The organism is Zhongshania marina (genome assembly GCF_002915595.1).
Lineage (GTDB): Bacteria > Pseudomonadota > Gammaproteobacteria > Pseudomonadales > Spongiibacteraceae > Spongiibacter > Spongiibacter marinus_B.
Genome location: NZ_PQGG01000031.1, coordinates 77,882 through 103,798, shown reverse-complemented (window position 1 = coordinate 103,798; position 25,917 = coordinate 77,882). Strand labels below are relative to the sequence as shown.

The window sequence follows — 25,917 nt, the reverse complement described above, 5'->3', positions numbered from 1 at the left end:
GTATGTTATTAACCGTTGTCGCCTTGATAGTGGGTTTGGTTTTACTCGTGTGGAGCGCAGACCGCTTTGTTATCGGTGCCTCGGCTACCGCCTCAATCTTAGGTGTATCGCCTTTGGTGGTGGGTATTTTGGTAGTGGGTATTGGCACCTCTGCGCCGGAAATGTTGGTGTCTGCCATTGCTGCTGTAGACGGTCAGCCCGGCCTAGCCGTTGGTAATGCGCTGGGCTCAAATATCACCAATATCGCCTTAATTTTAGGTTTTACCGCCCTGCTAATCCCTCTTAATGTGCAATCTAAGCTGATTACCCGCGAAATTCCCCTGCTGATTTTGGTGATGTTGGTGGGTTTCGTCTTGCTGATGGATGGGCATTTAGGTGTCATGGACGGCAGCATCTTATTAGTAGGTTTTTTGCTGGTGGTGCTTAGGCAATTGTGGGAGGCCAAGCACAGCAAGGGCGACAGTATAGAGGCTGAGTTTGAAGCAGAAATTCCCCGCGATATGTCGCTGGGAGTTGCGCTAGGCTGGCTGTTATTTGGCTTTTTGCTGCTTATTGGCTCGGCGCGGTTGCTGGTGTGGTCAGCGGTGGAGATTGCCCAATTCTTCGGCTTGAGTGACTTGGTTATTGGATTGACCGTTGTGGCGGTAGGCACCAGTTTGCCGGAGCTGGCAGCGTCGGTTGCGGCTGCGCGCAAGAACGAACACGACATCGCGATCGGTAATGTGGTGGGCTCAAACCTATTTAACCTATTGGGGGTTATGGCCCTACCCGGGGTAATTGCGCCAGGTGTGATAGATGAAAAGGTCTTGAGCCGAGACTACCCAGTGATGCTTGTACTCACCGGGCTGTTCTTTTTGGTGGCCTGCGGGCCCCGTAAAGGGCGGCGTATTTCTCGTGTAGAGGGCGGCGGTTTACTGTTAATTTATATCGCCTATATCGTTTATCTGTTGCACGATGCGGGCGTCTACTAGGGTTTAACGTGATAGCGCTGCAATATGCCGATCTTTCAACTTGGCATAATTTGTAGCGCTATAGCTAAAGTACTTGTACTCCCCTTCACTAAGTTCCCGTACTGGTTTTGCCGGACTGCCCACATACAGCCAGCCGCTGGCTAGTTTTTTACCGGGTGGCACTAGCGAATTTGCACCAACTACCACATCGTCCTCGATTACGGCGCCGTCCATCACAATGCTACCCATGCCAATGAGTACGCGGCTGCCTATGGTGCAGCCATGCAGTGTTACGCTGTGGGCAACGGTGACTTCGTCGCCAATGCTAAGAGGGTAACCTTCGGGATTGTAGGGGCCAGCGTGGGTAATGTGTAAAACGCTATTGTCTTGAATACTGCTGCGGGCGCCAATTCGGATGCGGTGCATGTCGCCGCGCACAGTCGTGTTTGGCCAAATTGAACTGTCGTCACCAATACTCACATCACCTATAACCACGGCGCTGGGGTCAATAAAAACGCGTTCACCTAAGTGCGGAGTGTGCTCTTCAAATGTTCTGATAAATTGCTGGGCTTGGTAGCTCATTATTTTTCTCCGGTAGGCGTGTGAGGTACTTACTTTTCGGTGGCCCCGCCTGTTAAAAGAATACTAACAGGATTCGGCAGGGCGGTAGATTTGATACACTGGGTGCATTCTCGCTTTCCAGTTTATAGGTCTTTTTCACCATGACGGCTAATAGTTTACCAATTTTCTCTACCCTTGATCCTCAGGCAATGGCAAAAGAATGTGAGGATTTATTAGCGGAGTCGCGGCGGCAGGTGGCGGTCGTTGTTGCCGATGAGTGCAGTCCAGATTGGTCAAATTTAATGGCACCGCTGGAAGAAATTGATGACAAAATTGGTTGCTTCTGGGCGCCGATGAGTCATTTACACAGCGTTCTCAGTGGCGATGCATGGCGCGAAGCCTATAGTGCTTGCTTGCCATTATTGACGGCGTACAACAGCGAAATGGGTCAAAACCGCCCCTTGTTTGAGCGAGTGCAGGCCTTTGCTGAAAGTGATTCATTTAGTTGTTTAAGCGGGCCCCGCCAGCAAGCTGTGCGCAATATGCTGCGAGACTTCACCCTGTCAGGCGTTGCCTTAGAGGGCGATAAAGCCAGCCGATTTAGCGAAATTCAACAGCGCCTAAGCGAATTATCGACGGGGTTTTCAAATAATGTTTTGGACGCCACCGACGGTTGGGAAAAGTTAATTAGCGACGCTGCTGACCTAGCTGGTGTGCCAGCCACGGTGCTTGATAATTTGCGTGAGTCTGCTCAGGCCAAAGGTTTTGATGGTTATCGCCTCAGCTTGGATATCCCCACCTACCTTCCCATTATGCAGTATGCCGACAACCGCGAACTGCGCGAGGAAATGTACACGGCCTATGCAACGCGTGCCTCTGCTCAAGGGCCGCAGGCCGGTAAGTGGGACAACGGCCCCTTGATGGTAGAGATTTCACAGCTGCGCCAAGAAATGGCGCAGCTACTCGGTTTTGAACATTATTCTGAGTACTCCCTTGCCAGCAAAATGGCGGAATCTAGCCGGCAAGTTATCGACTTTTTGGAAGAACTGGCCGAGGCCAGCAAGCCGGTGGCAGCGAAGGAATTTGCTGAACTGGCGGCTTTTGCTGCTGAGCAAGGCGTCGGAGAGTTGAAGGCCTGGGACGTAGCCTATTTTAGCGAAAAGTTAAAAGAAGCCTCATTTACGCTTTCCCAAGAGGCATTGCGCCCTTACTTTCCAGTCGAAAAAGTGATGAGTGGCTTATTCAAGATCACCGGTCAATTATTTGATATTGAGATTAGTGCACTCAATGACGCTGATTTTTGGCATAAAGATGCTCAGTGCTATCGCATCTCTCGCAATGGCGAGGTGCTCGCACATTTCTATTTAGATTTATACGCCCGCAACAATAAGCGCGGTGGTGCGTGGATGGCAAACGCACGGGGCCGCCGCCTGCTAGACGATGGCAGTGTGCAGCAGCCAGTCGCGTTTTTGGTGTGCAACTTTTCGCCGCCAACCAGTGAGCGCCCTTCTCTACTAACCCATAATGAAGTGACCACCTTATTTCATGAGTTTGGTCACGGCCTTCACCATATGTTGACGCAAATAGATTGCCTGAGCGTGGCGGGTATAAGTGGCGTTGCTTGGGATGCGGTAGAACTACCCAGCCAATTTTTGGAAAACTGGTGTTGGGAAAAATCGGTGATCCCCGATATTTCTGCTCACTATCAAAGCGGTGAGCCATTGCCAGAAGAGTTGCTAGACAAGATGTTAGCGGCGAAGAATTTTCAATCTGGTATGCAGATGCTGCGTCAAATAGAGTTTTCTTTATTCGATTTTAAATTGCATATGCAGTCTGGCATTTGTGATGAGACGGATATAGATTCGGTTATTAACGCTGTTCGAGATCAAGTTGCAGTCTTTCAGCCACCGGCATTTAACCGCTTTCAAAATAGTTTTTCGCATATTTTTGCTGGTGGCTACGCTGCGGGCTATTACAGTTATAAATGGGCTGAGGTTTTATCAGCAGATGCTTTTTCTTTGTTCGAAGAGAAAGGCGTGATGAATGTTGAAGTCGGCAAAAAATTCCGCACTGAAATTTTAGAGCGCGGTGGCTCCGAAGCCGCCGATGTTTTATTTAAAAATTTCCGTGGTCGGGCCCCAGCGAATGATGCCCTATTGCGTCATTCTGGCATCGCTATTTCCAAGGGAGCGTAAACGTGGCTACGGTATTTAATCAACGTCGTTTTATAGCGGGAGCCGTTTGCCCCAAGTGTGCAGAAATGGATAAAACCGTGATGTACCGAGTGTCTGATGTAGAGCAAATTCGTGAGTGCGTGCGCTGCGGATTTAAAGAATCTATTCGTGACGACACCGGCAAAATTGAAGAGCCGACAACGCGTGTTAATCAGCCGAGGCCAGGTGAGAAAGTGCTGGCCCATGAGGACGAAGTGCATATTGTGTCTTTGATTGATCCCCGGGATGGCCGCAATCGCAACGATCATTGAGGAATAATACCGATTTTTTATTTATAGGGAACGCAAATGCGCTGATCTTGCCTATACTTTTTACAAAGCATTTGCGGAGGAAATTCTATGCTGGAGTTGTTAGCCCTTCCATTCCCCCACGTTGTAGGTGTTAGGGTTTCTGGCAAGATTAATCACACAGACATTGAAGTCATATTGAAGGAAGTTGAGCGCAAACTGATCGATGAAGATAATTTAAATATCTTTATTGAGCTCGATCATTTTGAAGGTTTTACGGTGCGCGGCTGGTTAAAAGAAATGCGGTTTTTAGCCAAGTATATAAACCGTTTTACACGTACAGCTATTCTCGGCGAGCCCCGTTGGTTTAACCGCGGTACAGCGCTTATTACACGTGCTTTTCCGAATATTGAAATTGACCACTTCATTCCTTTGCAAAAGGATGAAGCATTAATTTGGGTGAGCGAGCGGGATGTGGGTGCACTTGGTTAAGCTGTAGTTTGTGCTGAGTGGATTTTGTACTTAATTGCTGTACCAACGCCACTCAGCCTTTATGCAGATATTATCGAATCACGCTAAACGTTAGTCCTGAGTACGCCTTTAAACGCTCGATTAGAATATTGCCAAAGCAACTTGCGGGGGTGAGTAAGCCGCCTGCAAGTTCTGCTTTATCAATGTCACGGGCAAGGCAAATGCTGGCTTGGCCGAGCATTTTTGCGGTTGAGCCGTAGCCGGGGTCCTTGTCGCCGGTGACTCGACATTGTAGCTTTTTACCCGAGGCGGTTTTGCCATAAAAATACAGATCGTAAAAACCGTTTTCTTGTTCTTGCGGGCTGGGGCCTTCACCCGGTGACGGCAATACCCGAGATAAAATCCAGCGCCCAGGTTTGAGGCTGGCGGTGAGCATGAAGCCGGCGAGCCCTCCGCCAACGGCACCGGCGCGCAGCCGACCACTGAAACCTTTGCCAAGCATCATCGCCTCGTCGTAAAAAAAGGGCTTTGCGTAGGCTTCTTTTAGTAGAAAATTTGAGCGCTGTACTACGCGAGTGTTAATTGCCGCCATGATAAAGGGTGCCGTCCAGCTTCCTGAGATCTTGTCGAATTGGGCTAGGCCGGTGTTTATTTGACGCGCTTTGCTCTCTTCGTCGGGGCATAGGGAATAAGGATCGGCCATTTCCTTGCGCAATGCGGGATTAGTGGATGCCTCTTTCATTAGGTTGAGCAAGCTGGCAAAGGTTCCGCCGGACAAGCCACCTTTGGCGGTTTTTACCCGCATACTGACGGTGTCGCAGTACTCACCAAAGAGCTCTTTACTTTGTTGCTGGGTGTAGTACACACCGAGATCCGATGGAATGGAGTCGAAGCCGCAGCAGTTTACAATGCGCGCCCCGGATGCTTTAGCGGTGGCGTCGTAGCGCTCGATCATTTTTCTGATCCACTGGTTTTCACCTGTTAGATCGCAATAGTCGGTGCCGGTTTCGGCGCAAATTTTTAATAAGGTTTCGCCATATAGCGCATAGGGGCCGACCGTTGTTGTGACCACGTGGGTTTGTGCGCATAGCGCCCGCAATGCCTCCTCGTCGGCAGCGTCTGCAATGATGATGTCTAAGTCGGGCTTGTCGAGCTTGGCTTTTACCGCTTCTAGCTTCGCACTAGAGCGACCTGCAATGGCCCAGCGCAGAGTGGGTTCTTCGCGATTTTTGCTTAGGTAGTTGCATAAAATTTCGCCGACAAAGCTGCTGGCGCCAAAAACCACGATATCGTATTTATGCTCTGCCATTGTTGTCCCCTTTTAGTTTTAGTGTATTGCGCTAGGGAGGTGATTAGCGTCAATCAGGTGAATAGTGACTTATTGGGACAGGAGCTTAGCACTATTTGTTCACTGTAAACATTGTTCTTAAAAATGCCGAATATCACGACAAGCTATAGAGAGCCCATTTGTGGGAATAAGTGTTTGCGGTTGATTATTTATAATATGGTGTGTTGGTTTTGCAGTTGGCGCGGTCGGTGTCGTTAAGTATTTTTTCGCATTCTTGCAGACGCCATTCTCGCGATTGGTCATAGGACGAAAGTCCACAGGCGCTGATTAGGCTAGTGAAGATGATTAACAGCAAAAACCGCATAAATGAAAACCCGTTGATACATTTGAGTTAAAGATTGTACCGGACTACAGCCCACAAGAATATTTGCCTAATACTGACTAAGTACGCTACCTAGCATGGCGATAGCAAAGCCAATGACCGCTCCAAGCGGTGGACCACGGTGTTTGCGTATGGGTATTTGCGGGGCAATATCTTGAAATATTAGGTATAAAATTCCGCCGCTGGCAATTAGCATAATACTTCCCAGAATTTCATTCTGTTCACCTAAAAAAGTGTAACCTGCTAAGCCAAATAAGGGGCCGAGCGGCACTAGTGCGAGCATCATCATTAGTACTTTATTCGCGCTGCGTCCGGTATCGGTAAGCTCTTTGAAGGCGTTGAAGCCTTCGGGCAAATTTTGCAAACCAATCAGTACAGCGAGCAGAAGTGTGGTGTCTGCACCGCTTGCCGCTATACCGCCGAGGGCCAATGACTCGGGAATATAATCTAGCAGCATACCTGTTAATTGTGGCGCGGATCGGCGGTGAATATCTAAATATTTTTCTAGATAATAAAAAATGCCACCGCCACTTAGTAATAAGAGAATAGACCACGGAGAGTGATTGAGGTGCTCCAATGCATCAGGCGCTAATACTATGGCGACCGCGCCGAGTAGAATCCCTGCACCTAACGATATAATAGAGTGGCGTAGCTCTTCATCCAGCCAATGCTGTTGAATACGGGTTCGGCTGGCAATATAGCCGCCAATCGGAATACACGCGCCAGCTGCGGCGGTTAACAGAATAATTGTGAGTATGCCGTGCATAGTTACGTCTATTTACTGCGTTGCGGGTGCCAAAAAATCCTTAAAGCGTGGATCGAGGCTGCGAATAAATTCTTCTATATTTTCTGTGTAATGCGAGTCTTCACCGAGATTAGCGTTTATTTGGGTGTGGGATAAATCTACGCCTAATTGTCGCGCGTCCACCCCGAGAGTGCGCGCCTTTTTGACGAAGGCACTTGCCTGTGCACAGCTATTGTCGCGCTGAGTTGAGCACACAGCTAGCATCGGTTTTACTTTGCTGTGGAGATGCTCAATGGCGGAGGTTTTACGCCAATAGACGGGATCTTTGCCAAAGGCCCGATCATAGAGGCGCGGATGTTTTTCACTCATAATTTTAGTGATATCTAGAGCGGCGCTGTCGAGGAGAATACCGCCTTGTATTTGCTTCATTGCCTCGGCGTCATAAAGAGCGGCATCAGTTAATACCAGGGAAACTAGATGCGCGCCGGCGGAATGCCCCATTACGACAAGTTTGCCTGGGTCTGCGCCCCACTCTGTACTGTGTGCCTGCAGATAGGCAAGGGCTTTGGCGACGTCGCCCGCCTGCCGATAGGGATCTGTCTTTGGCAGCATGCGGTAATTAATGGAAACGAATACCCAGCCTTGTTTTACCCAGCGCTCAACTTTGGCTTTAACTACGCTGTGATTTTGTTTGTCGCCAATTCGCCAAGCGCCGCCGTGAACCATAAATAATATCGGGCTATTTAGTGATTTTGCTGGCAGATAGACATCGAGCTTTTGTTCTTTGGCCTCACCGTAAGGGAGATCGGTGAGGGTGTTTGCCTGCGAGTGCGGGGCAAGAAAAAAGCCAAAAATACAGCTGAAAAGAATGGCAAGCTTCATCCGTGTGCTCCTTTAAGCTGTGTTGTTTAAAGGACGCCGTTGCGGATTGTCGCAGCGGCGATGTACTTGGCGCTTTACTGTTTGTCGTTGGGTAGGTCGCAGCTAGCCCTGTTTGCCCAGAGCGATTCTAAAATGGCGCTGCGGGTAACTAGGCCGATTAATTTGCCCTCATCAATCACGGGGTAGGACTTAGGTTTGTTCTTACCCATTTTTTGCGCGAGGTCGATAATAGATGAGTCAGCTTCAACGGCTAGCACTTCCCTGCTCATGACATCGTCTACAACCGGCGACCCTTCGCAGTGATAGCTGCTGACTAATACTGAATGTATACAGTCTTGCTCTGAAACAAAGCCGACTAGTTCGTTATTGTCGTTAATTACGGGCAGGCCAAAAACGCCGTGTTTAAGTAGAGTTTGTACGACTTCGCCGAGATCACAGCCTTGCTTTACCAGTGGTGATGGTGAGGTCATTACGTCGCGGACGAGCATTGAGCTTGTCATAAAATACTCCTGTAGAGCTGAGCTCTAATATATCCTGCTGGGATTAATAGCGTAAATGCAAAGTTTCGATTAAGACAAAAGCTTTTAACTATTAACAGTCGAGAGTTGACGAATGTGCTCTGTATCTAAGTGTATTTTATGCCCATCTATTCCGCTAGTTACTACGCGATGGCAAGTACGCCGTCTCGATAGTCTTTGAGTGCCTGTTCAATTTCATCACTGCTGTTCATTACAAAAGGCCCGTATTGAACAATCGCTTCGCCAATTGGCTGGGCTGCTAGTATGAGCAGCCTAGCGCTATTTTTGGTTTCTAAGCTTAGCGTGTCGCCGCTGCTGAGTATGGCGCTGCGGTTACTGCTGAGAACTTGGTCGCCAATAGCGACTTCACCTTCGTAAACATATACCAAGGCGTTGTGGTCTGTCGGCAAATTGAGGCTGACATTCTCAGCTGAGCCGAGTTGCAGATCGATATAAATTGGGTCGGTACTCATCGAGCGACCGTCAAGACCATTTATATAGCCAATGGCGTCGTGGCCATTAATATTGCTGCGGCCGGCAATAAGTACAGCTTTGCTATGCTCGCTTAAAACTAAGTTCGGGATGGCGTCAGCCGGAATATCTTGGTAACTTGCCGGCTGCATTTTTTCCGCTGCCGGAAGGTTGATCCATAGCTGAAAACCCCGCATGCGACCGGCTTCTTGTTGTGGCATTTCGGAATGAATAACCCCGCGCCCAGCAGTCATCCATTGCACGCCGCCGTCTTTGAGATGCCCTTTGTTACCGAGATGGTCTTCGTGAAGCATATGACCTTCAAGCATATAGGTTACGGTTTCAAAGCCGCGGTGCGGGTGCGAGGGGAAGCCCGCCAGATAGTCAGCGGGTTCATCGGAAAAGAATTCATCCAGCATCAAGAAGGGATCATGACGAGTGGCGTTTGACTGCCCTATGCTGCGTTTGAGCTTTACGCCGGCGCCGTCAGAGGTTGCCTGTGCAGGAATAATGCGGGTCACAGTGCGTATCGTCATGGTCATTCTCCAATATATCTTGGCTAAGTCTGCTTAAGCGGCCTTTTCAAGCAATTGTTTGCGGGCGTCCGCTAGGGCTTTATCGGCCACTTCTGGCCCCATGTTTAGTCCTTCCGCATAGACAAACTCAATATCACTGATACCCATTAGGCCGAAAATATGGCGTAAATACGGAGTTTGTGTGTCTAGTGGGGTGTCTTTGTACTGACCGCCACGTGCGGCAAAGACATACACTTTTTTATTGCTTAGTAATCCTTCTGGGCCGTTAGCGGTGTAGCGAAAGGTCTCACCGGCGCGGGCGATGTGGTCAATATAGGCTTTAAAGGTGGATGGCACGCCGAGATTGTAAAGCGGTATGCCAAGGATGATGATATCGGCATCGCGCAGTTCATTTATCAGCACATCTGATTCGGCCACGATGCGCTTTTGGGCATCGTTTCTATTTTCTGCTGGTGTTACAAACGCAGAGAATCGCTCACCATCTAAATGGGGAAGTGGGTTGCTATGTAGATCGCGGGACACCAACGCAGAATTATCTAAGTTACTGCGTAGGGCTTGAATAAATTCATTCGCCATTTGGCTTGATTTGCCACCTTCGCCAAATAAGCTGCTATTTATATGAAGAATATTCATCATGATTTGCTCCAAAGTGGGTATCAGTAAGTGTTCGATGACTTCATTAAACTATTGATAAAGTTGTTTAAAAAGCGCAATTTATTGACATTAATGATCAGAAAAGTTGATTTATATGTCTGGACCTAGAACAAATCTTGAGCAGTGGCACTGCTTTTTGGCAGTTGTGGATGAGGGTAGTTATGCCCGCGCTGCGGAGGTGCTGCATAAAAGCCAGTCGGCGGTGACCTATACCATTCAAAAGATGGAGGAACAGCTCGGGGTTAAGGTATTTGAAATTCGCGGCCGGAAGTCTGAGCTAACTGAAGTTGGGCAAATGCTGTATCGCCGTGGTAAGGCTTTGATTGACGAGGCGCTGCGTTTAGAAAAATCAGCTAAGTCCGCCGCCCTAGGCTGGGAGCCACAATTGCGCATAGTGTGCGACACCTTGTTTCCCAGTCACGCCATGTTGGATTGCTTGGCGGATCTTAGCGAAAGCTGCCCGGACACTCGCATTGAATGTGTTGAAAGCGTATTAAGTGGCGCCGAAGAAGCCCTGCTTGAGCGGCGCTGCGATGTTGCAATAACGGGCATTGTGCCGCCAGGGTTTTTAGGTGATCACTTACTGCGGGTTAAATTCATTGCAGTTGCACACCGAGATCATCCGCTACATAAGTTGGATCGCATGCTAGATTATCGAGATTTACGGCCTTTTCGGCAGCTTGTGGTACGGGATTCGGGGGTGAGGCGTCAGCGCGACTCGGGTTGGTTGGAGGCATCTCAGCGTTTAACCGTTAGCCGCATGGAGGTATCGATAAAAGCGGTGGCAAGGGGCTTGGGTTTTGCGTGGCTTCCCGAGTTGGTCATGCGGGAGGAGCTAGCGAGCGGCGAAATTGTCCCGCTCCCAATGATGGAGGGTGGTGAGCGTTTTGCCGATCTGTTTTTGATTTTACCAAATAGGGATCTTGCGGGGGCGGCTGCGCTGCGCTGTGAGCAATTATTAAAGGCTTCGGCGGCCAGTTTGTCGTGTTGAAGTTGTGTGGTTTGGCCATGTGTTGGACTAGTGGAGTTTGAGAAATGGGGCGTCAACAGCAATATGTTTTGATGGGCCGTTATAACCGCGATATGAATCAGCGTCTTTATGCGGCGGCGCAGTCACTAAGTGAAGAGCAACTAGCAAGTAATGTGGGGGCGTTTTTTCAGTCTATTTTGGGGACCTTAAACCATCTTCTGGTGGCAGACATTATGTGGCTGCAGCGCTTCGCAAAGCGATCTTTTGCAGGGGCGCCGGTACTGGTTGAGATTGCGGCGATGCCTGCGCCTGCTGCGCTAAACGAGGTGTTGCATGAGGAGTTCGATGCTTTGTTCGGCGCTCGCCGGGTGATTGATACGCAGATTTGCCGCTGGACCGAGTCCTTAACGGAAGACAGCTTTGATCGGCCTTTAGAGTATAAAAACAGCAAGGGCCACGACTTTAATAAGCCATTTGGTTTGGTGCTGCAGCATTTCTTTAATCATCAGACCCATCATCGGGGGCAGGTCACTACCCTGCTAAGTCAGCAGGGTGTGGATGTGGGCCTTACTGATTTGCTGCTGTGGATTGATGAATTGCCCCATGATGATGGCGGCATTCCTAGCAAATGATTAGTTGGAGGCGACGTTATTGGACGCAACGGTCGCGCGGTTATAAAACTCTGCGATTTCGTTATATGCCCTGGCGACTCTTTCCATGCGACCTATGGCAACATTGTGGGCAAATGGTGAGGCTTTACGGCCGCATTCCTGCAGTCTTTGATCCGCATCTTGTATATAAAATTTGACTTCCGCTTCAAGCTGAACGGCTTGTTCGAAACTGGTGTCTTTCAAATCTGGGATTTCTGGAGCGCGGTAAACGGCGCGGGCGGCACATTCGGCGAATACGCTCGTGCTGATTAAACATAACAGCAGGCTGCCGAGTAAGTATGTGGCTTTTTTCATTGGTCATACCTCTTAAAAAAATGACACTGAAAGATCGCAGGGAAATGCAGGTGGATGTTTTGATACCTAAATACACAAATATTGTTACCGATATTCGCGAAATAATCAATCGCTATTAGGTTTAGATTGAAAATCTGAGCTTGTCAGCGTTTGCGCGGGGTATGTATGGGCTTAAAACCACAGAGAAGTGTTACTAGGGGTAGCGGATTAACTTGAACTGGCTTTTAGCTCTTTTAGAACGCAGCGCCGAAACATAAGGGCTAGGCTAAGTCCTCTAGCAAGGTTAAAGATGCAGAACGCAAACCACAGGCCATTATTGCCCCAGTGCTGGCTAAGGCCCCAAAGCGGTAAAAACACTAGGCAGACGCAGAACAGCATGCACCACTGCATGGCCTTGGTTTTGAGGGTGCCTATATAAATACCGTCTAATAGATAGCTTGGAGCGCACAGTATTGGCAGCCATACTAGCCAACCATAGTAATCACGCACGAGCTCTCGAACGGCGGTCAAATCTGTCATCACCATAATAATGGGTGGCTCTAGTAAAAAAAGCGCTGCGCTTACGGTGACGGCGGTAATTGCGCAGTATTTCGCACAGGCTCGGCAGGTGGCGATTAGCATTTGAGCGTCGCGGTGTTTATACGCTTCCCCCACTAAGGCTTCTGCGGCATGGGCAAAACCATCTAAGCCGTAGGCACTAATCATCATAAGTTGTAGCAATATCGCGTTTGCGGCGAGTTGATTTTGTCCTAACGCCGCGCTTTGGGCTGTGAAAAAAGCAAAGCTGAAAAGAAGTGCTGCGGTGCGGATAAAAAGCTGCAAATTACTGCTAAGCAGTTGCTTTATTTGGGGTCCGTACCGCCAAGTTTGCTTAATACCGAATGAAATGCTGTGTTTTAAACTCGATCGCACCGCCCATAATGCTAGACCAAAACCGCAGTACTCACTTATAACGCTGGCTATTGCCGCGCCGTCGCTGTGAAGGTTCAGTTTGACAATAAAAAGATAATCTAGCGCGATATTAAGCACATTGGTGCCGATGGCGATAAGTAGTGGCCAGCGCGTGTTTTGCTGCCCAATAAGCCAGCCGATAACGACGTATGTAGCTAATACGGCGGGCGCGCTGAATAGGCGGATATGTAGGTAGCTTTGGGCCAGCGGCAGCAGAGTGCTGTCGGCATTCATTAAGCGGAGTCCGAGATGGCTTAATTTGTGACCGGCCAAGAGTATAAATAGTGCAATCACTAGGCTTAGTAGCAGTGCTTTTAATAGCAGCCCTGCACTTTCCTGCATATTGGCCGTTTGCGCACTAGCGCCGGTGGTTCCCATTCGTAAAAAGCCAAAGCCCCAATATAAAAAGGCAAGAAGGCTGGTGCTGATGGCAACTGCGCTCAAATAACGGCTGTCGCCAAGGTGTCCGAGAATGGCGGTATCCACAATGCCAAGCAGCGGAGCTGATAAATTGGCAAGGATCATGGGCCACGCGAGCGCTCTGATGCGGCGGTGAATTTGGCGATCACGTGGGGGCATGGTCAATTCTTAATGTTTGCAGCGGATGTGGTGAAGATTTGCACATAAATGGGGCGAGTGGAAATCGATCACGAGATCAAAAGAAAAATAGATTTTACCCCATATCTAGTGGTTCTGCCTTGGCAATAACCCTTTAATTGGTGGGGATAAGGTAAAAGAGCGGGAGTTACCTAGAAACTCTCGTAGTATTCCTGTGCTGCAGAGTAGCGCTGGTGCATTTAACGGGTTTATAATTGCGGCGTTTTGTCGCACCCAAAGCAGTGTTAATGGGTATGTGATGCACAAATTACGAATGAATCTCAATACGGATTTCACGAAATTCGCACTGGGATTTGTTTGTGTCTGTTTAAGAGTTCAATTTAACGATTGTGTTCCCCCGCAGATCAAAAACTTGTACATCGCTCGCTCTAGCCGGCTAAGGGGTCTTTATTAACTGTACATGGAGACACGGGAATGTATTTACAAGCGAAACGGCTTTTCAAGCTGGCGCTTAGTCCTGTGCTAATGCTGCTAAGTCTGTTTAGTACCGGCGCATGGGCCGAACAGGCCGAGCGTTGGCAAACCAATATGACCCCCGGTATTACCGAGGTTGGTCATCAAATTTACGATTTGCATATGTGGGTTTTCTACATCTGCGTCGTAACAGGCATAGTGGTTTTTGGCGTGATGTTTTACTCGGTATTTGCCTACCGTAAAGAACGTCATCAGGAGCCGGCAACTTTTCACGAAAATACCCGCGTGGAGATTGCTTGGACAATAGTTCCATTTCTAGTTTTGTTGTTTATGGCTGTTCCAGCCACCAAAACACTTATTCAAATCTACGACACCGATGATGCTGATCTAGATATTTTGATCACCGGCTACCAGTGGAAGTGGAAATACGAATACATCAACCCGAATGGCGACAATATCAGCTTCTTTTCTAATTTGTTGACCGATGGCGCAGAAATTGCGAACACCGAAGACAAAGGTTCTAACTATTTGTTAGAAGTTGATGAGCCTGTGGTTATTCCAGTTAACAAGAAAGTACGTTTCTTGGTAACGGCGAACGACGTATTACACGCTTGGTGGGTACCTGCACTGGCGGTAAAACGCGATGCGATTCCTGGTTTTATCAACGAGGCGTGGACTAAAGCGACTGAAACCGGTGTTTTCCGTGGTCAGTGTGCCGAGCTTTGCGGTCGTAACCACGGCTTTATGCCGATAGTGGTTAACGTCGTTGAAGAGCCTCAGTACGAAGCGTGGTTGGGCGAGAAACAAGCCGCCGCTGCTGAAATTAAAGAATTGATGGCGAAAGATTTTTCTTTGGAAGAGCTGGTTGAGCGCGGTAAATCAGTTTACACCAGCAGCTGTGCAGCGTGTCACGGAGCAAACGGTGAAGGCGGCGTCGGTAAAGCGATTGCTGGCAGCCCAATTGCGACGGGTGCAATGAAAGAGCACACAGCGCGTGTTGTAGACGGTGTGCCTGGCACAGCTATGCCGGCATTTGGTAGTCAGCTAAATGAGGTGGATCTTGCTGCTGTAATTACATATCAGCGCAACGCCTTTGGTAACAACATGGGTGACATGTTGCAGCCAGTTGACATTTACAAATTCAAGAAAGGTCAGTAGGGGGATTACACCATGGGTGCTCATCACGGACCTGCAAAAGGTTTAACTCGGTGGTTATTTACCACCAACCACAAAGACATCGGTACGATGTACTTGTGGTTCAGCTTTGCGATGTTCTTGCTTGGCGGTTCTTTCGCCATGATTATTCGCGCCGAGCTGTTTCAACCAGGCCTACAAATAGTTCAGCCTGAGTTTTTCAACCAAATGACGACCATGCATGGTCTCGTTATGGTTTTCGGTGCCATTATGCCGGCCTTCGTTGGCTTGGCTAACTGGATGATTCCGATGATGATTGGCGCGCCAGATATGGCTCTGCCACGGATGAACAACTGGTCGTTCTGGATTCTGCCACCAACATTCTTGTTGTTGGCATCTACCCTCCTGATGGAAGGTGGTGGTCCTAACTTCGGTTGGACGTTCTACGCGCCATTGTCTACAACGTATGCGCCACCAAGCGTGACCTTCTTTATATTCGCGGTTCACGCCATGGGTATATCGTCGATCATGGGTTCTATTAACATCATTGCTACAGTAGTGAACATGCGCGCGCCTGGCATGACCTACATGAAAATGCCAATGTTTGTATGGACTTGGTTGATCACTGCGTTCTTGTTAGTTGCTGTTATGCCAGTATTGGCGGGTGCAGTGACCATGATGTTGATGGATATTCACTTCGGCACTAGCTTCTTCAGCGCTGCCGGTGGTGGTGACCCAGTACTGTTCCAGCACGTGTTCTGGTTCTTTGGTCACCCAGAAGTTTACATCATCATTCTGCCAGCATTTGGCGTGGTGTCAGAGGTTATCCCAACCTTCTCACGCAAGCCTTTGTTCGGTTATGACTCAATGGTTTACGCAACTTCATCAATCGCCTTCTTGTCGTTCATCGTATGGGCTCACCATATGTACACGGTAGGTATGCCGATTGCTGGCGAACTGTTCTTTATGTACGCCACGATGTTAATTGCGGTGCCAACAGCGGCTAAGGTGTTCAACTGGATCACCACTATGTTCAAGGGCTCTATCACCCTTGAAACGCCGATGCTGTTTGCCATTGCCAAGGTGTTCTTGTTCACCGTAGGTGGTTTCTCTGGTCTGATGCTCGCTATTGCGCCTGCTGACTTCCAGTACCACGACAGCTACTTTGTTGTTGCCCACTTCCACTACACGATGGTTGCTGGTGCGATCTTCGCCCTGTCTTCTGCTGTGTACTACTGGATTCCAAAGTGGACCGGCAAAATGTACAACGAGACAATGGGTAAAGCGCATTTCTGGATCTCGTTCATTGGCTTTAACCTGACCTTCTTCCCGCAGCACTTTGTGGGTCTGGCAGGTATGCCGCGTCGTATCCCTGACTACAACCTGATGTTTGCTGACTTCAATATGATGTCATCCATCGGTGCGTTTATTTACGGTACTAGCCAGTTGTTGTTCTTGTTCAATATCGTTAGAACAATTACCCACGGCAAGCCGGTCAGCGATCCAAAAGTATGGGAAGGTGGTACTACTCTGGAGTGGACAGTGCCTACGCCTGCGCCATACCACACCTTTACGACTCCGCCAGAACTTAAGTAAGGGCTGGATGTAATTATGGCGACTCAGGCAGACAAAAATATCAAGAAGCTCAGCATTAAGTTGCTGGGCTTGGTAGTGATAATGTTTGCCTTCGCCATGTGGGTAATGCCCCCGCTTTACGATGCTTTGTGTGAAGCGTTGGGCATTAACGGTAAAACCGGTCAGCAGTACACAGTTGTAGATAGTCAAATCGATACAAGTCGAATTGTGAAAGTGCAGTTTGTTGCGCAAAACAATGAAATGATGCCGTGGGAGTTTGCGCCCAACACCAGTCAGGTTGAGGTTCACCCCGGTGAATCTAGCCAAGTCACCTATTACGCCAAGAACACGCAGAATAGGTATATGGTGTCACAGGCGATTCCCAGCATTGTTCCGTCCCGCGCTGCTGAGTATTTTCACAAAACAGAGTGTTTTTGTTTCAATCAGCAGCCATTGGCGGCGGGCAAAGACGCAGATTTGGCACTACAATTTATTATTGATCGTGACTTACCGGACGATATCCACGTAATTACCTTGTCGTATACGATTTTTGATGTAACCGAGATGGCGGCGAAACAGGATTCTGTTGCGGCATCATCGAAATAGAAAAGAGATTTTTCTCCCCCGAGAAAATGGAGATTTAACAATGGCGGGTCAAAGCAATACAGGGCACGAAACCTACTACGTGCCCGACAGTAGTAAGCTTGCTATCAGCGCATCGATTGGCATGACAGCTATCGTTTATGGTGCTGCCAGCGTCATTAACGATAGTAGTTACCGTGCAGGCGAAGAAACCAACTCCGGCTTTATTTTATGGGCTGGCTTACTTTGGTTTGCTGCTACTTTGTTTGTTTGGTTTAGCACGACAATTCGTGAAAACCGCGCGGGCATGAATAGCGCACAGCTAAAGCAATCCTATGTGATTGGTATGCAGTGGTTTATCTTTTCAGAAGTCATGTTCTTCGGAGCATTCTTTGGTGCCTTATTCTACATCCGTAACCTGTCAGCGCCTTGGCTTGCTGGTGAAGGTGCAGGTGCAATGAATACACTTTTATGGCCTGGTTTTGAATATTCTTGGCCATTGCTGGAAACACCACAGGACGCAATTGGTGGTGTGCAAGCACAAGCCGCAGCGGGACATTTGGCAAATAACGGCGAGTTCGTTGGTGCGGAGCACAGCTTGTCCTTCCCAGGTTTTGCAAACATTGCTCACTGGTTACCGCTCTACAACACAATAATTCTGTTGGCATCTAGCTTCACTTGCCACATTGCTCATATGGGCATTAAGCAGAATGACCGCAAGAAGTTTAATTTGTGGTTGTTTATCACTGTTGCTTTGGGCTGTATCTTCTTGTACTTGCAGTATATGGAGTACCACGAAGCCCTTTTTGAATACGGCATTCGTCTGAACAGCGGTGTTTACGGTACCACCTTCTTCATGCTGACTGGTTTCCACGGCTTCCACGTGGCGATGGGTACCTTCATGTTGCTGGTGCAGTGGCTGCGTTCTAAAACCAAAGGCCACTTCTCTGCAGAAGACCAATTTGGCTTTGAAGCTTCATCTTGGTACTGGCACTTTGTTGACGTGGTTTGGGTATTCTTGTTCTTGTTCGTTTACATTCTGTAAGCGCACACTACTAGCAGCTCAGTAAATTTGGCCGGTACATCTGTTTACTACGGTAAGCAGGTGATACCGGCCAAGTTCATTATTGAGTGCCTAGGGTGTTTGTAGAACGGCTTTACCGGAATCTAAATAGCGCTGGTCCCAAGGCGCCTTTGAACCAAGTTTTCCGGTGAAAACACCATAGAACAAGAAGCCCATCAGTAATGTGGCAATGATTAAGCGAACCTTTAGCGATTGCCATGTTCGCATAGTCGTACCACGGTCTTGCATTAAAAAGAACAGCCCGCTAAATAGGCTGATGACAAGTGCGATAAACAGCACAACTATGACAATCTTTAACCACATACCGGTAAGCCTCCTCTATTGTTTGCCGCAGTATACACAATAGGATTTCATAAATGGCCAGCCAGCGAACACGCTTTCAATGGCAGCTCGATTGGAAATCGGTGCTGGCAATCATTTTAATATTGCCGGTGTTGGTGAGTCTCGGGTGCTGGCAGTTGCGCCGCGCCGACGAAAAGCGCGTTCTGCTGGCTGATTTTGAAGAGCGCCGAATGCTGCCGGCGGTGAATATTGCAGAACTCGACGACTACCCCAATTATCGACCCGTATATGCAGAGGGCGAATATGATTCCGAGAAATACTGGTTACTCGATAACCGAATTTCTCACGGTCGATTCGGATATGAGATAATGGCGGTTTTTATCCTGAGCGACGGCAGTGAGCTGCTAGTTGATCGTGGTTGGATTGCGGGAGATGCCTCTCGCCGCACATTGCCAGAGGTTTCTATACCAAAAGGTCCCGTTAAGATTAGCGGAGAACTGTATCGAAGCGAAGAGAAGAACTTCAGCTTGGGTAGCGAGATACACACTGAGTGGCCACGTCGCCAGCAGTGGCTGGATATCGATGTCGCAAGACAGGATTTTGAAAACATGTTGCCGACCAGTTTGCGGCTTGAAGGCGGCAGTGTTGGTGCTTTACAGACTGAGCGATTGATAGTGAATGTTTCGCCAGCAAAGCATACCGGCTACGCCGTGCAGTGGTTTGCAATGGCGGTGGCCTTAGGCATTATTTTTATTTTTCTTAACACAAATCTGGCAGTGCTACTTAAGCGCGGCAAAGATGAAGAGAACAAAGAGCTATGACAACAACTGCAGATCCTAAGCGTGGCAAGCGTCTTCTTAGTTTGATATTGGGTATTCCTATCGTCGTTATTTTATTGTCCAGCGCAGTTTATTATCTGGCCAAGGAAAATATTATTAATTTCCGCACGGTTAATCGCGGCACCTTGATTCACCCTCCCGTGCAGCTTGGCGAACTACATCCGCAGCGTATTGATGGCGGCGAATTTTTGTTTAACCGCGCAGAATCGCGCTGGGTATTTATGGTAGTTGGTGGTCAGGATTGTGTTGATGCCTGTGAGCGCATGCTTTATTTAACGCGACAAACTCATACCGCGCTGGGTAAAAAAGTGGATCGCGTCGAGCGCATTTATCTTGCGGTTGATGGGCCTTTGTCACCGAACTTGCGCGATTTCATTGAGGCGGAACACAGTGATATGACGGTGTTGCATACAGACGGCACGCCATTTTTAAGCAAGTTAAAAAACCTTGAAATTAATCCATTTGATCCGCGTGCTTTCTATGTTGTCGATCCGATGGGTTGGGTAATGATGTATTACCGCGCAGGGGATACTGAGCAAGAAACCCTGACCACACTAGGCAAGGACGTCCTTAAAGATATGGGGCGCCTGATTAAGTAATCGGCGCGGGACAAGTAGCGAATACGGAATTTAACAATGGCTTTTTTTAATACGCCAGAGCAGCGCAAAGCAGGTTTTCGTCTGACATTTATCGCCTGCCTTGTCGCAGTGATTGTCTTGGGTATGGGCGTTTTTACGCGTTTAGCTGACGCGGGCTTGGGTTGCCCAGATTGGCCTACTTGCTATGGCCATGTTTTGTGGCCAAATGAAGATCATGAAGTTGCGCGCGCAAATGAGGCGTATCCAGACACACCTGTAGAGCACGATAAAACTTGGCCAGAGATGATACATCGCTATTTGGCATCTAGTTTGGGTTTGTTCACTATTGGGATTTTGGTTTTTTCACTGCGTAGTCGAGAGCCAAAGCAGCCGGTAAAACTGCCTATGTTTCTGCTGGGATTTATTATATTGCAGGGCATGTTTGGTATGTGGACGGTAACCTTAAAGTTGTGGCCCCAGGTAGTAACGGCTCATCTTTTAGGTGGGTTTACTACGCTTAGTTTGCTGTGGCTACTTACTCTGCGGCTTAATAATTTTCACTGGCAAATTCCCGCAATTGCCGAAGATAAATTAAAGGCTATCCGGCCCTTGGCGGTTATTGGTTTGCTGATTGTTGTAATCCAAATTGCTTTAGGTGGTTGGACTACGTCAAATTATGCCGATATCGCCTGCCCAGATTTCCCAACCTGTCAGGGTGCGTGGTTGCCGCCAATGAATTTTGCGGAAGGCTTTAATATTACCCAGCATATTGGCCCTAACTATTTGGGCGGTACGATGGATAATGCTGCGCGGGTGGCTATTCATTTTAGCCATCGGGTAGGCGCTATTGTGACAGCGGCTTACCTAATATTTTTAGCTATAAAATTATGCGGCTTGAGTTTGGCGGCGGCGAAGAAACTTGCTGTCGCAATTGTTGTTGTGCTTACAGCGCAGATCAGTTTGGGCATTAGTAATGTAGTGTTTCATTTTCCGATCGACGTTGCCGTCGCACATAATTTGGTCGGTGCCCTATTACTCCTTACTCAGGTCACGACGACTTATTTTGTTTATACAGCGGCGGTAAACCGCGGGGGAATTCGAGTATGACGCAGCCAAAGGTCGAGTCAGCAAACTGGCGAGATTATTACGAACTGTGTAAGCCCAATGTCGTACTCTTGATGTTGCTAACCTCCGTGATTGGCATGTTTATGTCGGTACCGGGCATGGTGCCTTGGGAGCCTCTGGTATACGGAAACCTTGGCATTGCACTGTGTGCGGGCGCGGCGGCGGCGGTAAATCATTTGGTAGACAGCCGTATCGATTTAGTTATGGCTCGTACTCACAATCGTCCTATTGCTCAGGGTCGAGTAAAAACCCGAGATGCTGCAATTTTTGCGGCGATTATCGGTGGTTTAGGTATGGCGGTTTTGCTTATTAAAGTAAATGCCTTAACCGCGTGGTTGACCTTGGCTTCACTACTCGGATATGCCGTTGTATACACTCTCTTTCTCAAACGTGCGACGCCACAGAATATTGTGATTGGCGGCATCGCTGGCGCAGCGCCACCACTATTAGGTTGGACGGCGGTAACTAATCAGGTAGACGGCCACGCACTATTACTGGTGTTGATAATTTTCATCTGGACGCCACCGCATTTTTGGGCGCTGGCTATTCATCGTCGCGATGATTACGCCAAGGTCGAAATTCCGATGTTGCCTGTTACCCACGGCATTGGTTACACCAAATTACATACCCTGCTTTATACAATCTTGCTATGTGTTGTTACCCTGTTGCCTTTCGCCACGGGTATGAGTGGATCGTTGTATTTACTCGGCGCAGTGTGTTTGGGAGCTGGGTTCTTGTACTGGGCGATTGTGTTAATGCGCGGAAATGATCCAAAGGCGCCTATGGCAACGTTTAAGTATTCCATTATTTATTTGATGGCTTTATTTATGATCATGCTATTGGATCATTATTTATTGCCGGCGATGACTATTTTTGAGGTTGAATACTGATGTCTGAAGAGAAGCAGTTAAGTCCGACCGCGAAGCGTGATCGCGGTATTCGTTTAACGGTGTTGGCCATTGTTTCAATAGCCATAATATTGGTGGGTGGATTCTTTTATGCCTTCACCCGCGCACGGGTTATGACAACGGAAGAGCTCAAATCCCAGGGTGCGTATTTATATGAGAACCCGCGCCTACTGCCTAATTTCGCTTTGGAAAATGATCGTGGTGAGCGTATCACGCCGACCACTTTTCAGGGGCAGTGGAGTGTTGTGTTTTTTGGGTTTACCTATTGCCCAGATGTTTGCCCCACTACCTTGGCGCAGTTAAAGGCTTTTTATCTAGAGTTAGATCCAGAGGTACAGGCCGACACGCAAATTTGGTTGGCGAGTGTAGACCCCGCCCGCGATACCCCTGAGCAGCTGCATAGTTATTTGGATTTTTTCCATCCCGCATTTCGCGGAATTACCGGCGATTTTTTAGAGATTCACCGCTTCGCAACGTCGCTGAATATTCCGTTCACCAAGGTGCCCGGTGGTGGCAGTAATTACCTTGTAGAGCACAGCGCCAATGTTGCTTTGATTAATCCAAAAGGGCATTCCGTTGGCTTTTTTAAGGCACCCTTAGAAATTAGTAAGATGAAGCGCGCGTATTTATCTATTCGGGAATATTATTAAGTCTCGGCTTAGTTGCGGCGGCGCCGATAGCTTGGCGCCAACTGCCCCAATACAAATAAACCGCCAGCGCCGAGCACTATGCTTGGCCCAGCGGGTGTATCCCAATACCACGCCCCCGCCAAGCCGCTGATAACGGCAATTGCCCCGCACAACATCGCCAGCGCGGCAGCCTGCTCTGGGCTACGGGCAAAACGCCCCGCCGCCGAGGCTGGGATGATTAGCATGGCGGTGATCAGCAAAACCCCTACTATCTTCATGGCAACGGCAACTGTTGCAGCGACCATCAACATTAGCAATAAGCGTAGACGTTTTACCGGCAGGCCTTCTATTTCGGCCAGTTCCGCGTGGGCGGTAATGGCAACAAGCGCGGGCCAGTAGCGTATTAACAGTGCGATTACCAAAGCACAAATGATGCTTAGACTGATTAAATCGTCGCGGACAATAGCTAATAAGTCTCCAAATAGAAAAGCGTTTAAATCTAATTGCTGCCCATCTAAAAACGATAGGCAGACTAGTCCGAGGGCGAGGCTGCTGTGAGACAAAATGCCAAGCAGGCTATCTAAGGCAATGTCTCGCCACCACTGCAGAGCAAATAATATGCTGGCAATGAGCAGGCAGGTGATTAAGACGCTGTACTGTAAATTTACTTGCAGCGCGAGGCCGAGCGCGAGACCTAGCAGCGCCGAGTGGGCTAAGGTGTCACCGTAATAGGCCATGCGTTGCCACGTAACTAATGCGCCGAGTGGGCCGCACAAAACGGCCAGTAGCAGGCCCGCGAATAATGCGTTTAATAAGATGTCAGTCATGGTGATGGTGCTCGCACACCACATCGCCGTGGATGTCGTGTTGGTGGTCGTGGTCGTGTTGATAAAGCGCGACAGCTTCGGCGTGGCGGCGGCCAAAAAGTGATAAATAAGCGGGATCGTTGCTTACATGTTCTGGGTGGCCGTGGCAGCAAATATGCTGGTTGAGGCAAATAACGGTGTCGGTTTGCGCCATTACCCAGTGCAGATCGTGTGACACCATCAGCACCGCGCAGCCCAATGAGTCGCGCAGTTGGTTTATTAATTCATAGAGTTCAGTTTGGCCGTTGATATCGACCCCCTGGGCGGGTTCGTCCAGCACTAATAAATCTGGCTCACTCAGCAAGGCGCGGCTCAGCAGTACGCGCTGGGTTTCACCCCCGGAAATATCGTGTAGTGGCCGCTTGCGTAAGTGGCTGATGCCGGTGCGTTCGAGTGCGGTATCGATATTGCGGGTATTTGCCATTGCCAAAAACCGCTCTACGCTCAGTGGCATAAGGGGATTGAGTGAAAGGCGTTGCGGCATATAGCCGATGCGCAGATTTGCCTGCCTGAATACGGTGCCGCTATCTGGTTTGACGAGGCCTAAAGCAATTTTGACCAGCGTGCTTTTTCCAGCGCCATTGGGGCCAATTATGGTCATGATTTGGCGGGCCGAGAGACTGAGGCTCACATCGTCTAGCAGGCTTTGCTGGTGATGTTTTAGCGATATTTGGTTTAGCGCAAGTAGTGGCGAATTATTCATTGTCGCTCAACTCCTGACAGTTCGCGCAGCAACCAACGACTTCCACGCAGGGGGCTTCAACAGCGAAGCCGTGTTGAGTGGCCGCGGCGTTAATCGCGCTATTAATAACGTCTGTATCTAGTTCTATTGCATTGCGACATTGGCGGCAGATTAAAAAGTGGCCCTGATGGTGATGGTTTGGATTCTTGCAGCCAACAAAGGCGTTCAATGAAGCAATGCGGTGAACGAGACCGTTTTCCAGCAAGAAATCGAGGGCGCGGTAGACAGTCGGTGGTGCGGGACGGCGATCGCTATCTTTCGCAATCTCTTCGAGAATGGTATAAGCCCCTACCGGTTGGTGGTTTGCCCACACACAGGCCAAAACTTGCTCGCGAATGCGGGTAAATTTTACTTGGCGACGTTGGCATAACTCCCTTGCGCGGGCCAAGGCGTCATCGATGCAATGCTGATGATTATGCTGTTGGAGTATATTGTGCATCGAGTTCCAATTCGCTTCGGAATAAAATGTTATAATATTGCATTAGTGTGGTGTTAAACAATGGGGAAGATCAGTTGAAAGCAGTAGTTTGGGGTGTATTAACGGCTTGGATGCTCAGCAATATCGCGTGGGCAGACAGCAGCAAGCCCGTTGTGCTGTCCAGTATTATGCCGCTGCAATTAATCGTTCAAGATGTCGGTGGTGATGCGATTACAGCAGAGCTGCTCGCGCCAGCCACTGTGTCTCCCCACGATTTTCAGCTGCGCCCCTCAGACGCTCAGCGCGTCCACTCCGCCGATTTGGTGGTTTGGGTTGGGCCTGTTATGGAAACCTATTTAGAAAAACTACTGCGTAAACAAGACAATGCGGTAGCCCTATACCCTGATCTAAAGCATGACGAAGATCCTCATTTATGGATGGATGCTGAAGAGGTTCAAAGCATAGCGCGGCGCGTGGCGCGGCTTTTGTCAGACCGCCTTCCCTCTCGTGGCGCCTATTTCCACGCCAATGCCGCGCGATTTAGCACTGAATTTCGGCAATACGATAAGCAATTGCGGGAGGAAATAGATCGCCGCGAAGTGCTGCCCTATTTATTGCTACACGATGGTTTTAGCCGTTTTGAGCGCCACTATGGTCTTCCGGCGGGTGAGATGGTGATATCTGGCTCAGATCGCCTGCCAGGTGCAAGGCATATCGTTGAACTGCGTAAACGCTTGCAGGCCGGTGAGTTTGCTTGCGTGTTTCGCGAGCCGCAATATGCGCCAGCAATGCTGAAGGCATTAACCGTAGGTCTTGAAATACCGGTAATTGAAATAGACCCCTTGGGCGCGAAAATACTCGCTGGGGGCAAAGAAGGCGGTGCTGACGGGTTTCTGGAATTATACCGTCAGCTCGGGCAGGCATTTCTGGCCTGTTTTGATCATTAGCAGCCAGTAAAGACGCGTCATAAGCGGTTAGCGCTTAGTCGTCTATACGTGGTGTCATCGCACTACTGATTTTGTCGTCTAGCTCTAAATTCAAGCTGGCGGCAACAACATCCAAGTTTTTCTCAAGAAAGCGCGCTGCTGAGTTTTCGCTAGTGTACTCGACGGCGGGTTCTAGTGGCTTGCTGTCGTTAGTCTGGTTGTAGGCTAAGACCATCGGCTCAGTAACTGCGACATTGGGTTCTGCGGCAATTGCTGTGGCACTGGCAACCAAGATAAGGGCTGCGCTGATAGTTTTGTTCATGTGACTTACTCCTCTCAATATGGGCATGTTTGGCCCTCTACAAGATAAAAGGTTACCTTGTGTTACGTAA

The 25,917-nt window shown here is 48.9% G+C and carries 30 protein-coding genes; 16 read left to right on the top strand and 14 right to left on the bottom strand.

Annotated features, from left to right (window positions below; translation table 11 throughout):
- The first annotated feature begins 2 nt into the window (after positions 1-2).
- Complete coding sequence (locus tag C0068_RS13565; protein WP_103685017.1) at positions 3-971, top strand: calcium/sodium antiporter; 969 nt, start codon at positions 3-5, stop codon at positions 969-971.
- A 3-nt stretch (positions 972-974) separates the two neighbouring features.
- Here the strand turns inward: C0068_RS13565 and C0068_RS13560 are convergent, their stop codons facing one another.
- Positions 975-1,532 (bottom strand): gamma carbonic anhydrase family protein, encoded by a 558-nt coding sequence (locus C0068_RS13560; RefSeq protein WP_103685016.1) that lies wholly within the window; start codon positions 1,530-1,532, stop codon positions 975-977.
- Positions 1,533-1,672: 140 nt separating this feature from the next.
- Here C0068_RS13560 and C0068_RS13555 point away from each other — a divergent pair, with 140 nt between their 5' ends.
- The 3 genes from C0068_RS13555 to C0068_RS13545 all read left to right on the top strand — a co-directional run bounded on the left by C0068_RS13555 (position 1,673) and on the right by C0068_RS13545 (position 4,464).
- On the top strand, positions 1,673-3,706 hold the full coding sequence (locus C0068_RS13555) for a M3 family metallopeptidase (protein ID WP_103685015.1): 2,034 nt from the start codon (positions 1,673-1,675) through the stop codon (positions 3,704-3,706).
- Between the two features lie 2 nt (positions 3,707-3,708).
- Positions 3,709-3,996, top strand: coding sequence for a YheV family putative zinc ribbon protein (locus C0068_RS13550; RefSeq protein WP_103685014.1), 288 nt, complete (start codon positions 3,709-3,711; stop codon positions 3,994-3,996).
- An 87-nt stretch (positions 3,997-4,083) separates the two neighbouring features.
- Positions 4,084-4,464: a SpoIIAA family protein gene (locus C0068_RS13545; RefSeq protein ID WP_103685013.1), complete on the top strand. Its 381-nt coding sequence runs from the start codon at positions 4,084-4,086 to the stop codon at positions 4,462-4,464.
- Between the two features lie 70 nt (positions 4,465-4,534).
- Here the strand turns inward: C0068_RS13545 and C0068_RS13540 are convergent, their stop codons facing one another.
- From C0068_RS13540 to C0068_RS13515, 6 genes are all read right to left on the bottom strand, one after another.
- A complete protein-coding gene (locus C0068_RS13540; protein WP_103685012.1) occupies positions 4,535-5,752 on the bottom strand; it encodes a saccharopine dehydrogenase family protein in 1,218 nt (405 codons plus the stop codon).
- A gap of 410 nt (positions 5,753-6,162) precedes the next feature.
- Positions 6,163-6,879, bottom strand: a complete 717-nt coding sequence (locus C0068_RS13535; RefSeq protein WP_103685011.1) for a ZIP family metal transporter — start codon at positions 6,877-6,879, stop codon at positions 6,163-6,165.
- Positions 6,880-6,891: 12 nt separating this feature from the next.
- Positions 6,892-7,740 carry an alpha/beta hydrolase gene (locus C0068_RS13530; protein ID WP_103685010.1) on the bottom strand — a complete coding sequence of 283 codons (849 nt, stop codon included), beginning with the start codon at positions 7,738-7,740 and terminating at the stop codon, positions 6,892-6,894.
- Between the two features lie 74 nt (positions 7,741-7,814).
- On the bottom strand, positions 7,815-8,240 hold the full coding sequence (locus tag C0068_RS13525) for a CBS domain-containing protein (RefSeq protein ID WP_103685009.1): 426 nt from the start codon (positions 8,238-8,240) through the stop codon (positions 7,815-7,817).
- A 161-nt stretch (positions 8,241-8,401) separates the two neighbouring features.
- Positions 8,402-9,265 carry a pirin family protein gene (locus C0068_RS13520; RefSeq protein WP_103685008.1) on the bottom strand — a complete coding sequence of 288 codons (864 nt, stop codon included), beginning with the start codon at positions 9,263-9,265 and terminating at the stop codon, positions 8,402-8,404.
- A gap of 33 nt (positions 9,266-9,298) precedes the next feature.
- The gene (locus C0068_RS13515; protein WP_103685007.1) at positions 9,299-9,901 is read right to left on the bottom strand and encodes an FMN-dependent NADH-azoreductase; all 603 of its coding nucleotides are present in this window, start codon (positions 9,899-9,901) and stop codon (positions 9,299-9,301) included.
- Positions 9,902-10,013: 112 nt separating this feature from the next.
- On the opposite strand from C0068_RS13515, the gene C0068_RS13510 reads away from it, so the two are divergent.
- Together C0068_RS13510 and C0068_RS13505 are read left to right on the top strand one after the other, a co-directional pair.
- Positions 10,014-10,910 carry a LysR family transcriptional regulator gene (locus C0068_RS13510; protein WP_103685006.1) on the top strand — a complete coding sequence of 299 codons (897 nt, stop codon included), beginning with the start codon at positions 10,014-10,016 and terminating at the stop codon, positions 10,908-10,910.
- 44 nt (positions 10,911-10,954) lie between these two features.
- The gene (locus C0068_RS13505) at positions 10,955-11,521 is read left to right on the top strand and encodes a DinB family protein (RefSeq protein WP_103685005.1); all 567 of its coding nucleotides are present in this window, start codon (positions 10,955-10,957) and stop codon (positions 11,519-11,521) included.
- On the opposite strand, the gene C0068_RS13500 is transcribed toward C0068_RS13505, so the two are convergent.
- Entirely contained in the window at positions 11,522-11,854 is a 333-nt protein-coding gene (locus tag C0068_RS13500) for a hypothetical protein (protein WP_103685004.1), read from the bottom strand.
- 207 nt (positions 11,855-12,061) lie between these two features.
- On the bottom strand, positions 12,062-13,384 hold the full coding sequence (locus C0068_RS13495; protein ID WP_103685003.1) for an MATE family efflux transporter: 1,323 nt from the start codon (positions 13,382-13,384) through the stop codon (positions 12,062-12,064).
- Between the two features lie 453 nt (positions 13,385-13,837).
- On the opposite strand from C0068_RS13495, the gene coxB reads away from it, so the two are divergent.
- From coxB to C0068_RS13475, 4 genes are read left to right on the top strand one after another with little or no spacing between them, the layout of a single operon-like run.
- Complete coding sequence (gene coxB / locus C0068_RS13490; protein ID WP_103685002.1) at positions 13,838-14,995, top strand: cytochrome c oxidase subunit II; 1,158 nt, start codon at positions 13,838-13,840, stop codon at positions 14,993-14,995.
- A gap of 12 nt (positions 14,996-15,007) precedes the next feature.
- Complete coding sequence (gene ctaD / locus C0068_RS13485; RefSeq protein ID WP_103685001.1) at positions 15,008-16,567, top strand: cytochrome c oxidase subunit I; 1,560 nt, start codon at positions 15,008-15,010, stop codon at positions 16,565-16,567.
- A gap of 15 nt (positions 16,568-16,582) precedes the next feature.
- Entirely contained in the window at positions 16,583-17,152 is a 570-nt protein-coding gene (locus C0068_RS13480) for a cytochrome c oxidase assembly protein (RefSeq protein WP_103685000.1), read from the top strand.
- A gap of 40 nt (positions 17,153-17,192) precedes the next feature.
- Positions 17,193-18,173, top strand: coding sequence for a cytochrome c oxidase subunit 3 (locus tag C0068_RS13475; RefSeq protein ID WP_103684999.1), 981 nt, complete (start codon positions 17,193-17,195; stop codon positions 18,171-18,173).
- A 90-nt stretch (positions 18,174-18,263) separates the two neighbouring features.
- Here the strand turns inward: C0068_RS13475 and C0068_RS13470 are convergent, their stop codons facing one another.
- Complete coding sequence (locus tag C0068_RS13470; RefSeq protein WP_103684998.1) at positions 18,264-18,515, bottom strand: DUF2909 domain-containing protein; 252 nt, start codon at positions 18,513-18,515, stop codon at positions 18,264-18,266.
- Positions 18,516-18,568: 53 nt separating this feature from the next.
- On the opposite strand from C0068_RS13470, the gene C0068_RS13465 reads away from it, so the two are divergent.
- From C0068_RS13465 to C0068_RS13445, 5 genes are read left to right on the top strand one after another with little or no spacing between them, the layout of a single operon-like run.
- Positions 18,569-19,315 carry an SURF1 family protein gene (locus C0068_RS13465; protein ID WP_103684997.1) on the top strand — a complete coding sequence of 249 codons (747 nt, stop codon included), beginning with the start codon at positions 18,569-18,571 and terminating at the stop codon, positions 19,313-19,315.
- Positions 19,312-19,932 (top strand): redox-active disulfide-containing membrane protein, encoded by a 621-nt coding sequence (locus tag C0068_RS13460; protein ID WP_103684996.1) that lies wholly within the window; start codon positions 19,312-19,314, stop codon positions 19,930-19,932. The genes C0068_RS13465 and C0068_RS13460 overlap by 4 nt, the downstream gene beginning before the upstream one ends.
- A 36-nt stretch (positions 19,933-19,968) precedes the next feature.
- Positions 19,969-21,018, top strand: coding sequence for a COX15/CtaA family protein (locus tag C0068_RS13455; RefSeq protein ID WP_103684995.1), 1,050 nt, complete (start codon positions 19,969-19,971; stop codon positions 21,016-21,018).
- On the top strand, positions 21,015-21,926 hold the full coding sequence (cyoE, locus tag C0068_RS13450; RefSeq protein WP_103684994.1) for a heme o synthase: 912 nt from the start codon (positions 21,015-21,017) through the stop codon (positions 21,924-21,926). The genes C0068_RS13455 and cyoE overlap by 4 nt, the downstream gene beginning before the upstream one ends.
- Positions 21,926-22,594 carry an SCO family protein gene (locus tag C0068_RS13445; protein WP_103684993.1) on the top strand — a complete coding sequence of 223 codons (669 nt, stop codon included), beginning with the start codon at positions 21,926-21,928 and terminating at the stop codon, positions 22,592-22,594. The genes cyoE and C0068_RS13445 overlap by 1 nt, the downstream gene beginning before the upstream one ends.
- An 8-nt stretch (positions 22,595-22,602) precedes the next feature.
- Here C0068_RS13445 and C0068_RS13440 read toward each other — a convergent pair whose 3' ends face one another.
- The 3 genes from C0068_RS13440 to C0068_RS13430 are packed head-to-tail and all read right to left on the bottom strand — an operon-like array spanning position 22,603 to position 24,620.
- On the bottom strand, positions 22,603-23,400 hold the full coding sequence (locus C0068_RS13440) for a metal ABC transporter permease (RefSeq protein ID WP_103684992.1): 798 nt from the start codon (positions 23,398-23,400) through the stop codon (positions 22,603-22,605).
- Positions 23,393-24,142, bottom strand: coding sequence for a zinc ABC transporter ATP-binding protein ZnuC (gene znuC, locus C0068_RS13435; protein WP_103684991.1), 750 nt, complete (start codon positions 24,140-24,142; stop codon positions 23,393-23,395). Before znuC ends, C0068_RS13440 begins: the two co-directional genes overlap by 8 nt.
- Entirely contained in the window at positions 24,135-24,620 is a 486-nt protein-coding gene (locus tag C0068_RS13430; protein WP_103684990.1) for a Fur family transcriptional regulator, read from the bottom strand. Before C0068_RS13430 ends, znuC begins: the two co-directional genes overlap by 8 nt.
- A 74-nt stretch (positions 24,621-24,694) precedes the next feature.
- Here C0068_RS13430 and C0068_RS13425 point away from each other — a divergent pair, with 74 nt between their 5' ends.
- On the top strand, positions 24,695-25,546 hold the full coding sequence (locus C0068_RS13425) for a metal ABC transporter solute-binding protein, Zn/Mn family (protein ID WP_146047900.1): 852 nt from the start codon (positions 24,695-24,697) through the stop codon (positions 25,544-25,546).
- A gap of 34 nt (positions 25,547-25,580) precedes the next feature.
- Here the strand turns inward: C0068_RS13425 and C0068_RS13420 are convergent, their stop codons facing one another.
- Positions 25,581-25,847: a hypothetical protein gene (locus tag C0068_RS13420; RefSeq protein WP_103684988.1), complete on the bottom strand. Its 267-nt coding sequence runs from the start codon at positions 25,845-25,847 to the stop codon at positions 25,581-25,583.
- Between the last annotated feature and the right edge of the window lie 70 nt (positions 25,848-25,917).